Origin of the sequence: Helicobacter canadensis MIT 98-5491 (assembly GCF_000162575.1) — a bacterium.
In the GTDB taxonomy this organism is placed as follows: domain Bacteria; phylum Campylobacterota; class Campylobacteria; order Campylobacterales; family Helicobacteraceae; genus Helicobacter_D; species Helicobacter_D canadensis.
In genome coordinates this window covers 951,353-963,832 of sequence record NZ_CM000776.2, presented here as the reverse complement: position 1 = coordinate 963,832, position 12,480 = coordinate 951,353, and the positions used below count along the sequence as shown (strand labels likewise).

Genomic DNA, 12,480 nt, shown 5'->3' with positions numbered 1-12,480 from the left:
TGAATGTTAATCCTAATTCAAATATTTTTTTATTAACCTTAATCACTCACGCACAAAATGTCCGCTTTTGCCCCCCTCTTTTTCAAGCAAATACACTTCACTAATCACCATTGCTTTATCAATAGCCTTAACCATATCATAAATTGTCAAAAGCCCTATATTCACACCCATTAAAGCTTCCATTTCCACTCCAGTTTGCCCATAGCTTTTTGCCCTTACCTCTAGCACAAAGGCATTTTCACTTTCTATTTCTTTAATCTCACATTTTACAGAACTAAGAAAAATCATATGGCACATTGGAATCAACTCTGAAGTTTTTTTCGCTCCCATAATTGCCGCAGTAATCGCAGTTTGAATCACCGCCCCCTTTTTACCACTCTCATTAATCACAGCCAAAAAAGCTTCCCTAGACATTGTAATCTTACCTCTAGCCACAGCCACTCTATTAGTCAAATCCTTACTTGAAACATCTACCATTTTAGGATTTCTTTTTTCATCTAAATGGGTAAATTCCATACCTTTTCCTTTATTGCTTTAGTTTATAAATCGCTATTTTCTCATTTTTTGCCACTTTTTGGAATAAATTTTCATCTAAATTATCAAAAAACATTCCCCTAAAATAAAAAGAATCCAAATAAGCCTTATCGCACAAAACATACGCTTCATTACCCAAATCAAGCAAAACAACAGGACTTTGAGAATTAAATTTAACACCTCTAGCAGAATCTTTTAAAACCAAAATTTCTGCAATATCCATAGCAAACTCTTCCCCCAAAATCCCTATTTTACCCTTATTTTTATCCACATAAACCCTAGAATCAAAAAAGATTCTATCCCCTATTTTCTTTTGAGAAAGCATTAAAACCTTATCCAAAAAAGCCTCCCCACTCTCTAAATCCCGATTACTAAAACGCACAATAGCCGAAAAAATAGAAAGCATTCTATAAGGCAAAATAAAATACAAATCTTGATTCTTAGGTGCAAAATCTAAATCTGTTTTTAATACTTCTAAAGCTTCTTGAAAAGACAAATTTCTAGCCTTAGCAAACTCTTCAAAACTAAGATTATTTAAGAGCAATTTCGCCATATTATAGCTTTGTCTTTGATTGGTGCTACTTAGAATAAAACTAATAGGAAAGTTATCCCTCCCACTATGCTTCCCACCATCAATAAATACATTAAGCTTCGCAAAATATCCAATCCAATACCCATAATCCCACCAAGCTAACGCATAATCTCCACTCTTAGCAGGAATCTCACTCAAACTCTCTGCTTCCTGCTTTTCTAAAATTGGCAAAGGCAAATAACTCTTAATATGCACCAAATGAGGAAATAATGATGCCACACAATAAACTCCAATTAATCCATAAGCCAATGCTTTCTTAGGCTTAAAAATCTCTAGCACCACAAAGAGCAAATAACCCACACCCAAAGCATAAATTGGCACAGCATAAAAGGTGAATCGCAACCCCTTAAAATAACCAAAAAATCCAATAACCAAGAAAGGTAGAAAAATTAAAAATCGCTTATCCCTTATAAATAAAAGTAAAATCCCAAGGCTTCCTAAAATAAACCACGCAAGATTCCCGCTAATGCGATACACAAACTCCAAAAACCCCAAACTTGAAACTTCAGCGATACTCTCCATAACATCTAAATAATGAAAATCTACATTGCTAACATTCCCAACAACATAAACACTTCCAAAAATTTCAGGCAAAATCTTTATTACTAACACCACGCCAAAAGCCACCAAAAGTGCGTAATAAATTCTCCCAAAAAACTTAAATAAAGAATCATTAAACAACAAAACTAAAGCCACACAAACAATAATCCATAAAACCAAATATTGTGGCAACAAACTAACACCCAAAAGCACACACAACAAGATTCCATTAACAACCCTAGCCCTACTCCCAAAAAATCCCAAAAGCACCAAAACGCCACTATACCCTATCAACACATAACGCAAAGAGGGATAATAAACCAAAGCCACTCCACTACAAACTAACAAACAAATCCCTTGAATCTTGCTAGTTTTCTCCAGCATATCAAAAATAACAACCCCCACTAACAATCCCAAAACCACCACAAGCATATCGGTATCATAATACCCAAACATCGTGCGATTATAATAGCTTACCCCAATACCACTAAGCACACCACACAAAAAGCTTATAACTCCGCCAAAATCCCTAGCAAGATACACAACCAAAAATACAATAACACACCCAAAAAATCCCGACATATAAAAAATAATCTGTTCCAAAGACAAAGGAAGAATCCAAGCCAAAAAGGCAGTAATTTGAGAAAGCATTTCATTAATAGGTGAATGCAATGTGGATTTTACTCCAGACAAAAGATCCCTTGCACCTTGTGCATAAAAATAACCATCATTCGTATTAAGCAACCAACCCTTAAAATAATAATCCAAATCCCCAATTAATAAAGGATAATAAAAACGCAACAAAAGCGATACAATATAAGCCAAAACAGCCCACCAAAACCATTTTTTCAAACCACAAAGCCTTTTTATAGGATTAGACACTTTTTAAAATTGTATCGAATTTCACAAAAACTTAACACTTTTATGTTAGCATTGCATTTCAATAAAAGCTAGGGAGTTTTTGATGAGTAGGATTCTACTACTATTACTTTTTCCGCTTCTATTATTTGCACAAACTCTTGTTACTTCACAACCAATACAAAGCGGATTCTTAAGCCAAAATCATATTTATGTGGGATCACTTTATTTTAGCGAAAGGGCTTTACTAGCCTCTGAAGTCTCTGGAGTGATTGAAGAGCTTTTTGTCCGCGAAGGGCAAAAGATTACGGCAGGACAACCCCTAGCAAAACTCAATAGCGATTTACTTACAAAAGAAATAAAAGCCAAAGAATCACTACTTAAGCAATCCACCGCACTTTTAAAAAAGAGTAAAAAAGACTTTGAGCGTTACAAAAGCCTTTATGAGAGTGATTCTATTGCTTATAAAGAATACGAAGATGCCCTTTTTAATCTCCAAGCCCAAGAGGGAAATACAGAATCAATTGCCGCAGATTTAGAATATTTAAAAACCCAAAAAGATAAAAAAATTCTCAAAGCACCTTATGATGGCGTGATACTCCAAAGACTTCTTAAACAAGGCGAATGGGTAAGTGCTGGTGCAAGTATCTTTAATATTGCTAAACTAAGCCCACTAGAAGCCAATATTGAAGTGCCTTTTAGTATTTTACGATCTTTAAAAATTGGCGATTTAGTGCAAGTTAATATCGCTAATAAAAACTATTCTGCTAAAATTATCGCCCTTATTCCATTAGGCGATGCCAAAGCAAGAACTTTTCCTATCAAACTCTCCATTGATGATAAAAAAGGCGAATTAATTGAGGGCTTGGAAGTGAAAGCAAATCTCAATATCACTAAATCCCAAGAAAGCCTCCTAGTGCCTAGAGATTCTATACTCCCCACTCAAAATGGAGATTGTATTTTTATCATTAAAGACAATAAGGCAAAACAAGTTTTTATCAAAGTCAATGGCTATGAGGGCTTAAACGCTTCTATCACACCTATTAATGCCACTCTCTCCACACAAGATAAAGTCATCACTCAAGGCTTTGAGAGATTAAGAGATAATCAACCTATCAAAGAAGCCAATAGCTAAAGAAATCAAATGATAGAAAAAATTATCAATCGCCCTGTTGTCGTTATTGTTGGAATGATTCTTGTTACACTCTTTGGCATTTTAAGCCTAAAAACAATGCCCTATCAACTCACCCCCAAAGTAACACGACCAGTTATTTCAATCTCTACAACTTGGGATGGTGCAACGCCTTATGAAATTGAAAGAGAAATTATTGAAAGACAAGAACAAGTCTTAAAAGGAATTGATAATCTTGTTTCTTTAGAATCACGCTCTAGAAATGCAAGAGCTCATATTACTTTGGAGTTTAATATTGGCACAAATCTCACAGAAGCCCTGCTTGATGTAAGCAATAAGCTTGATGAAGTCAAAGGTTATCCTGACAATATAGATAGACCTATTATTCGTGCCACAGGTGATGATACCTCTCCAGTGGTTAGAATGGCTTTAGTAAGTGAAACTAAAAATGTCCGAGAGTATCGGACTTTCTTTAATGAAAAAGTGATTCAATATTTTGAACGCATTGATGGTGTAGCAGAAGTGAATTTTCCTGGCGGTGATGATAGGCAAATGCACATTATTTTAGATTATCAAAAACTTGCCGCCTATGACTTAACCATCGATACACTTATTAATGCCTTAGAGAGAGAAAATATAAATATTTCCGCAGGCACAATGAATTATGGACGAAAAGCCTATCGTATCCGAACTGCTGCTGAATACAAAACCCCAGAAATGATTGCAGAAACAATCATTTGGAGTGATGGCGTTAAAAGAGTTAAAATCGGCGATGTTGCAAAAGTGCAAGAGGGGTTTGAAAGTAAAATAGCTGCTTCCTTTTATAATGGACAAGAATCCCTTAATGTATTTATTAAACCCACTGCTGATGCCAATACACTAGAACTCACCAATCAAGTAAAAGAAGTTTTTGAAGAACTTAATGAGGGCATTCTCAAAAAAGAGGGTTTAAAACTAGAATGGGTTAGCGATCAAAGAAACTATATCACACAAGCTATTGATTTAGTAAAAGGCAATATTTTAGCGGGTGCATTCCTAGCTTGTGGAATTCTCTTTATTTTTTTACGCTCCATTACTTCCACACTCATTATTGCAATCTCAATGCCTCTTAGCGTGTTTGGGACTTTTATTATTATGGCTGCTTTAAATCGAACACTCAATGTTGTTTCTCTAGCAGGAATTTCTTTTGCTGTAGGTATGTTAGTTGATTCGGCTATTGTAGTGCTAGAAAATATTGACCGCCATAGAAAAATGGGGAAATCTCCCATTCAAGCTGTTAGCGATGGAACAACAGAAGTCATTGGCGGACTAATTGCATCTGTTTTAACCACCGTGGCGATTTTTATCCCTATTATCAATGTTCAAGAAGAAGCCGGACAACTTTTTCGCGATATTGCCATTGCATCAAGTAGTGCTGTAGGGCTTTCTCTTTTTGTTTCTGTGCTTGTTATTCCCACTCTAAGCTATCAAGTCAATAAACGCACCATTAGCTTAACTCCGCCAAAATTTCTCCTACTTTTAACACAGAAGTTTGTAGAATTAGGCAATTACTGCGTAAAATGGATTATGTTTTTTGTCTATAAATCAATGCAAAATACGAAAAATAAAATCTTAACAATCTTAAGTCTAACTTTTATCTCCATTGCTTTTACTTATTTTTTATTTCCAAAAATGGAATATTTACCCCAAGGAAATCAAAATTTCATCTTTGCCAAACTCAATCCTCCTCCAGGTTTATCCTATGAAGAACGCGTTAAAACAGGAGAAACTCTTTATCTTTGTGTTAAAGATTACTATGCCTCTAATGGCTATCAAGGTAGTGCTACTTTGCCTCCTATTGCCAATATGTATTATTTTGCCAATGAAACAGATATGCAATTTGGTATGCGTTCTACTGAAGAAACTAGAGCAAGTGAGTTAATCCCTCTAGCAAAAACTTGTATGGCTCAAATCCCAGGCATCACAGGCAATGCTTCTCAACAAGGTATCTTTGAAAGGCGTGGAGGACAAGGCAGGAGTATTGATGTGGATATTAGTGGCACAGATTTAGACAAAATCATCATCACCGCTTTAGAACTTCAACGCATTACCCTAGAAACCTTAGGAAAAGAAACACAAATCTCACCTCGCCCAAGCTTAGAAATACTCTACCCTGAAATCAATCTCTACCCAAACAACGAGAGATTAAAAGCAGTAGGCTTAGATGCACAAAGCTTTGGAATCACTATTGATGTGCTAATGGATGGGAGAAAAATTTCTGAATACAAAGAAGAAGGGCGGGAAAAAATTGATCTTATACTTAAAACCCAACAATCACAAATCACTTCCCCAGAAGAACTCTATAACGCCTCAATCTACACTCCAGATGGCGGAATCTTGCCTATTTCTTCTCTAGCAATCCAAAAATTAGAATACGGAATTAATGAGATTCGGCATTTAGAAAGAGATAGAACAATCACTCTACAAATCAATCCTCCAAAAAATATCACGATTCAAGAAACAATGGAAATCATACAAGGCGAAGTTTTAGAAAAACTAAAAAATAGTGGTGCTTTAAATGATAACAAAATCACTCTAAGCGGAACTGCCGATCAACTCACCAAAATTAGAACAGCTTTGGAGGGAGGATTTATTTTAGCAGTTTTTATCACTTATCTCTTAATGGCAGCCTTATATGAGGACTTTATTTATCCTTTGATTATTCTCTTTACAATCCCTCTAGCCCTTGGGGGAGGAATCTTAGGATTATGGCTTACTAATCAATTCATTGCCGACCAACCCTTAGATGTCTTAACTATGCTTGGTTTTATTATTCTTGTAGGAACCGTGGTTAATAATGCAATCTTAATTGTTTATCAATCTTTACACAATATTAGACTTTATGGTATGGATTATCAAGAAGCCATTTTAAATGCCGTGCAAGTTAGGATTCGCCCTATTTATATGAGCACACTCACTTCACTTTTTGGTATGCTACCACTTGTCATCGCACCAGGTGCTGGAAGCGAAATCTATCGGGGACTTGGAGCGGTTATTTTAGGTGGATTGGGATTATCCACATTTCTTACTATTTTCTTAATTCCTTGTCTTCTTTCATTTTTCATCAAAAAAGAGGTAAAAAATGTCGCTTAAAACTCTCTTATTTTTATGTATTTTAACTAGTTTTGGCTACACTCTTAGTTTGCAAGAAGCTATTGATCTAACACTCAAAGCAAACCACGCTATCAAAGAGCAAGAATTTCTCTTAAAAGAAGCACAATACAACTACAAAACTTATCAAAGCCCATTTTATCCCTCTATTAATGCCACTTATTCAACCGATAGAACCAACAAAATCTCAAGCCAACGCAGCAGAAAAACTTCAGGAAATATTGGGGCAAATATCCAATTTAATCTTTTTAATGGTTTAAGTGATTATTACAATCTTGCAAGTTATGAATCTCTCTCAAAAGCACAAGAACACCAACTCCAAGCCACTAAAGAAGATATTATTTTACTTGTTAAAACTGCTTATATTGATGTTTTAAGGCAAAAGCAAAATGTTATTGTTGCCGAACAATCTAAAGCACTCCTAGAAGAACAAAGGCGAGAAAGTGCGGAATTTTATAAAGTTGGCTTGATTCCTAAAAATGACTTATTGAAAGTCGAAGTTGAGCTTAATAACTCTATCCAAGCCTTACTAAGTGCTAAAAGTAATTTAGCCTATTCCCTAAAAAATCTTGAACGCTACACACGCACTAAAATTAATCTAAAAGACTTAGTTGAACTCACACTCCACCAACCCACTCTCATAGAATCAACACTTAAAAATTTAATGTATCAAAAGCGATCTGAATTGCTTTTCTTAGATTCGGTAATTCAAAGTAAAGATTATTTGGTTAAAAGTGCTAAAGGGAATTTTCTACCCAATATTAATATTATTGGAGATTATACGCGTTATGGAGAAGATTATAGACTTTCTAAAAGATCCAATACCTACAATGATGAAACAATGATTACCTTACAAATCAATCTCAATCTTTTTAATGGATTTAACGACAAATACACCTTAGAATCAACCAAAGTCAATAAACTTGCTTTTGAGAGCCAAAGGATTACTTTATTAGAAGATTTAGATTTGCAACTTTTCTCCGCCCTAGAAACTTATAATCTTTCTTTAAATGCTTACCAAGTTGCTTTAAGCGCTCTCACTCAAGCTGAAGAAAACTACCGCATTTCCAAAAATCGCTACAAAGAGAGAATCCAAAGCACAAGCGACTTTTTAGATGCAGAATATCTATTAACCCAAGCAAGAACCAATGTTGTTTTAAACCGCTATGCGATTCTCCAAGCCTTAGCAGAAATTGAGAGAATCACGCAAACGCCACAAGTTTTAAATTAATTCTTTCCTTAATATTTTTTAAGGGGGATAAAATCTACAAAAAGCTAAAATTATAAATTCTTTAAAAAACTTTATTAAAGTTTATTAGGGTGAGGGGTAAATGACAGGTTATTTAGTGGCTATTAATGCCAAAACAAAACGCGGTGCAATTGAACAAGCCAATAATAAACGCCGCTATGAATTTGATTTGCATATTTGGCAAGGACAACTAAATGAACTAACACCCAATAGAGAAGTAGAATTTGAAGTCTCTGATTCCAGAGAAGTTATCTTTGTTAAACCAAAGGTTATCAAAGAAAATTTTGAAATCCACCAAACTAAAAGTATCAAAGATTGCATTTATGATTATTATGGTGGCGTTGAAAACATTATCAAGCGTTACCAAAAAGACATTGAATCCAAAAAAGAATTAGACTTTTTACGCATTAAACGCTTTTTATTTACAGCCTACAATGATCTCTTTGAACTCGATAGCACGATTCCAAATCTCGCTTTAACTAATCTCAAATCCGAACTAACTGCCCTAGACAAAGCTTATGAAGCCTTTTTAAAAAAAGCTTCCTATCCCCCAATGCATTCTTATGAAAAAGTTTTTTTAGCCAAACAAATCGAATATGTCAAAATTGAAGAACTTATCCAAACCACACAATCCATCATCAAAAGCACTTCAGCACAACAAGCTTCTATGGGAGAAACTCTAAAAAGACTTGAGGAACAATTTGCTAAACGCAATGATCAAAACTCTACAAACTATATCCAAGCACAATCCTATCTCAAAAATTTTCGTAAAAAATATGTTGATTTACTGCATTATCTCTCTTTACAAAAAGAGAAATTAGCCAAAATCACTAAAGTTAAAGAAGATTTTTATGATAAATTTTATGAACCCTTTTTGAAAAGCTATCTTCCTCTCATTAAAGCTTTTAAAGAGGATTTTATCAAACTACTAAACACCAAAGCTTTTGACCTAGATTTTTTACTATGGCAGAGAGCTAGAGGGAGTTTGAGCGTTAGACGCTTCTTTATTGAAGCAGGTATTACAGGCACTTATAGCTCAAAAACTTTTTTAAAATACTTTCTTAGAAGTCTTGATAAAACAAAAATTCGCAGAGAAACACAATCACTTTTTGATTTACTTAAATATTTAGAAGCCTTTAGCAAAAAAAATATTTTATTAATTCAAAATTCCAAAGAAGATAGCAAACGCTACCGAGAATATCTAAAAAAATTTGACAATGATTTACAAATTACAACTTCCAATAAACCTCAAAATAATCTTGATTCAACTTTGCAACATCATTATGATGTCATTGTAATGGAATGGGAGGTAAATGGAATAAATATTTTAGATTTTATTCAAAAATATTATCAAACCTTCAAAACAAAAGAAAAAATTAATTTTTGTGCTATTGTGCCTAAAAATTTCGATAAATCTCTCATACAAGAAGCCAAAAGATTAGGGATTACCTACTTTATTATCAAAGGAGATATGGAACAATTTATCGATATGATGCGTATGATTTTATAAAATTCCAAATTTCTTTAATAGAAATTTTGCTACAATAACAAAATAATTTTTACTTTTTATTTTGGGGTATTTGAATATGACTTTTAATTCCACTTTAAATTTAATCCAAACTTATGAGGCGGGTAAGCCAATAGAATTGGTCGTAAGGGAATTTGGCATTGATCCGAAAGAAATTATCAAACTTGCTTCCAATGAAAATCCACTTGGAGCAAGCCCAAAAGCTATAGAATCAATTGTTAAAAACGCAACAAATGCGCATTTGTATCCTGATGATTCGATGTTTGCTTTAAAAGAAGGTTTAAGCAAACATTATCAAGTCAATCCAAAAGAAATCATTATTGGTGCAGGAAGCGATCAAATCATTGAATTTTGTATCCACGCAAAAGCTAATGAAAATAGCAAAGTCTTAATGGCAAAAACCACTTTTGCAATGTATGAAATCTACTCTAAAATGGTAGGTGCAACCATTATCAAAGCACAAAGTCAATTTCACAATCTTGAAGAATTTTTAGAACTCTATCAAACTCATAAACCTTCAATTATTTTTCTTTGTGTCCCCAATAATCCTCTAGGAGAATGCTTAGGCAAAAAGGAAATTTTTGATTTTCTAGGCAAAATTGATTCAGAAACACTTGTGATTATTGATGGTGCTTATCAAGAATACGCAAAAGCTAAAGACACTAGCAAAGCCATTGATCCAAAAGAACTCATTCAAAGCTTTCCTAATGCAATTTATTTAGGAACTTTCTCTAAGGCTTATGGATTAGGCGGTATGAGGGTTGGATATGGAATTGCCAAAGAAGACATTATCCAAGCTCTCTTAAAAGTGCGTCCTCCTTTTAATATCACCACTCCTTCTCTTGCAGCTGCCATTGAAGCACTAAAAGATCAAGAACATATTCACCAAACCACTCAAAATAATTTAGAACAAATGAAACTCTATGAAGATTATGCAAACAGCAAGGGTATTTCATACATTCCATCTTATGGAAATTTCATTACTTATCTTTTTGAAAATCCACTTAATTCAACTCTTATTGCAGATTATCTTCTCAAAAAAGGAATGATTATTCGTAACCTTGCTTCTTATGGATTAAATGCAATCCGCATTACCATTGGAACAAAAAGTCAAAATCAACGATTTTTTACTCTTTTTGATGAATTTTTAGGACAATAAATAAGAAATGGATTTAAAAGCATTATTTGAACAAATAAGAAATCTTTATAAACGCCTTAATAAAAAACAAAAAATTGTTATCTTAGCGACTATTGTCGCTATTGTGGCTTTTATATCAGGTTTGATTGTTTGGAATTCTATGAATAATAAAGCTGGAGTAATGTATCCAGGATATGCCGTTTTATTTGAAGGAGTTAGTCCAGAAGATGGAGCGTTAATTATCCAGCAACTCCAACAAGACAAAATCCCTTATCAAATCCCTAAAGATAATACAATTTTAATCCCACAAGAACTTGTTTATGAGCAACGAATGAAACTTGCAAGCAATGGGATTCCAAAAAGTAGCAAAGTAGGCTTTGAAATCTTTGATACACAAGATTTTGGTGCTACAGATTTTGATCAAAGAGTTAAATATCTCCGCGCCATTGAAGGAGAACTTGCAAGAACTATTGAAAGCCTCTCACCAATTCAAAAAGCAACCGTGCATATTGCACAACCAGAAAAGAGTGTTTTTGTAAGTGAGCAAACTCCACCTACCGCCTCTGTTGTTTTAGCTTTTAAACCAGGACAAACCCTTACTCCTAAGCAAATTTCAGGTATCAAAAATATTGTATCCTCTGCTATTCCTAATTTAACCATTGAAAATGTAGAAGTGGTTAATGAAAAAGGTGAGCCCCTTAGTGAATTAGATGAGCTAGGCGGTGCAAGAGAGTTAGCCGCAGCACAATTACGCTATAAAAACAATTTTGAGCAATCTCTAGAGGAAAAAATCATCAATATTTTAGCCCCTATTGCAGGAGGAAGAGAAGGAGTAGTAGCTAAGGTAACAGCAGAATTTGATTTCGCACAAAAAGAAAGCACACAAGAATATTACGATCCTAACAATGTTGTGAGAAGCGAACAAAACCTTGAAGAAAAACGCGAAGGATCAAAACCTAAAGAAATAGGTGGTGTCCCAGGAGTAGTCAGCAACATCGGACCTGTGCAAGGCTTAGAAGATGAAAATAACAGGGAGCGTTATGAAAAATCACAAACCACTACTAATTATGAGGTTAGTAAAACTATCTCTAATATTAAAGGAGAATTCGCTACGATTCGAAGACTTTCTGCAGCGGTAGTCGTTGATGGTAAATACCAAAAACAAATTGATGAAAATGGCATAGAACAACTACAATACACCGCACTAAACGAAAGTGAAATGCAACAAATCTCCGCACTTGTTAGACAAGCTATTGGCTTTAATGAGCAAAGAGGCGATGAGGTTTCTGTAAGTAATTTCCAACTTAATGGACAAGATTCAGGCTTCAAAGCTAGAACCCCACTAGAACGCTTCTTGGAGACTGCTCAAAATTTACTTACACCTTTTATGCCACTCCTAAAATATGTTATTGTAGGGATTATTTTATTCTTATTTTATAAGAAAGTTATCTTGCCCTTTAGCGAAAGAATGCTTGAAGCTAAAGCCGATGAAGAAGAAGAAATTGAATCGCTACTTAAAGTTGATGATGAGGAAGAGGAAAATGGCGATAAACTTAATGAAGTTAGACGACGCATTGAAGATCAACTTGGTTTTGGCAATGGAAACAACGAAGATGAAGTCAAATATGAAGTGCTTTTAGAAAAAATCCGAGAAGTTGCACAAGAAAAACCAACCGAGTTAGCCAATTTATTTCAAACTTTAGTGCATGATGAATTAGGAATTGATAGTATTGGAAGCGCATCAAAAGGAGGTAGATAA

At 34.3% G+C, this 12,480-nt stretch carries 8 protein-coding genes; 6 read left to right on the top strand and 2 right to left on the bottom strand.

All coding sequences use genetic code 11. The annotated features are described in order from the left end of the window. Positions 1 to 42 precede the first annotated feature (42 nt). On the bottom strand, positions 43 to 516 hold the full coding sequence (moaC, locus tag HCAN_RS04845; RefSeq protein WP_006655633.1) for a cyclic pyranopterin monophosphate synthase MoaC: 474 nt from the start codon (positions 514 to 516) through the stop codon (positions 43 to 45). Between the two features lie 10 nt (positions 517 to 526). Then, positions 527 to 2,518 carry an STT3 domain-containing protein gene (locus HCAN_RS04840; protein ID WP_231232548.1) on the bottom strand — a complete coding sequence of 664 codons (1,992 nt, stop codon included), beginning with the start codon at positions 2,516 to 2,518 and terminating at the stop codon, positions 527 to 529. Between the two features lie 112 nt (positions 2,519 to 2,630). Between HCAN_RS04840 and HCAN_RS04835 the strand changes: the two genes are divergently transcribed. The 6 genes from HCAN_RS04835 to fliF all read left to right on the top strand — a co-directional run bounded on the left by HCAN_RS04835 (position 2,631) and on the right by fliF (position 12,480). Then, positions 2,631 to 3,659: an efflux RND transporter periplasmic adaptor subunit gene (locus tag HCAN_RS04835; RefSeq protein WP_006655631.1), complete on the top strand. Its 1,029-nt coding sequence runs from the start codon at positions 2,631 to 2,633 to the stop codon at positions 3,657 to 3,659. Positions 3,660 to 3,668: 9 nt separating this feature from the next. Beyond that, complete coding sequence (locus HCAN_RS04830; RefSeq protein ID WP_006655630.1) at positions 3,669 to 6,788, top strand: efflux RND transporter permease subunit; 3,120 nt, start codon at positions 3,669 to 3,671, stop codon at positions 6,786 to 6,788. Continuing rightward, positions 6,778 to 8,037 (top strand): TolC family protein, encoded by a 1,260-nt coding sequence (locus HCAN_RS04825; protein ID WP_006655629.1) that lies wholly within the window; start codon positions 6,778 to 6,780, stop codon positions 8,035 to 8,037. The genes HCAN_RS04830 and HCAN_RS04825 overlap by 11 nt, the downstream gene beginning before the upstream one ends. A gap of 100 nt (positions 8,038 to 8,137) precedes the next feature. After that, positions 8,138 to 9,565, top strand: coding sequence for a hypothetical protein (locus tag HCAN_RS04820; protein ID WP_006655628.1), 1,428 nt, complete (start codon positions 8,138 to 8,140; stop codon positions 9,563 to 9,565). 76 nt (positions 9,566 to 9,641) lie between these two features. Further along, positions 9,642 to 10,742 (top strand): histidinol-phosphate transaminase, encoded by a 1,101-nt coding sequence (gene hisC / locus HCAN_RS04815; protein WP_006655627.1) that lies wholly within the window; start codon positions 9,642 to 9,644, stop codon positions 10,740 to 10,742. Positions 10,743 to 10,749: 7 nt separating this feature from the next. Next, entirely contained in the window at positions 10,750 to 12,480 is a 1,731-nt protein-coding gene (gene fliF, locus HCAN_RS04810; RefSeq protein WP_006655626.1) for a flagellar basal-body MS-ring/collar protein FliF, read from the top strand.

Coding starts and splice junctions, on each gene's coding strand:
- moaC (WP_006655633.1), bottom strand. CDS start 516: ATGGAATTTACCCATTTAGATGAAAAAAGAAATCCTAAAATGGTAGAT.
- HCAN_RS04825 (WP_006655629.1), top strand. CDS start 6,778: ATGTCGCTTAAAACTCTCTTATTTTTATGTATTTTAACTAGTTTTGGC.
- HCAN_RS04820 (WP_006655628.1), top strand. CDS start 8,138: ATGACAGGTTATTTAGTGGCTATTAATGCCAAAACAAAACGCGGTGCA.
- hisC (WP_006655627.1), top strand. CDS start 9,642: ATGACTTTTAATTCCACTTTAAATTTAATCCAAACTTATGAGGCGGGT.
- fliF (WP_006655626.1), top strand. CDS start 10,750: ATGGATTTAAAAGCATTATTTGAACAAATAAGAAATCTTTATAAACGC.
- HCAN_RS04835 (WP_006655631.1), top strand. CDS start 2,631: ATGAGTAGGATTCTACTACTATTACTTTTTCCGCTTCTATTATTTGCA.
- HCAN_RS04830 (WP_006655630.1), top strand. CDS start 3,669: ATGATAGAAAAAATTATCAATCGCCCTGTTGTCGTTATTGTTGGAATG.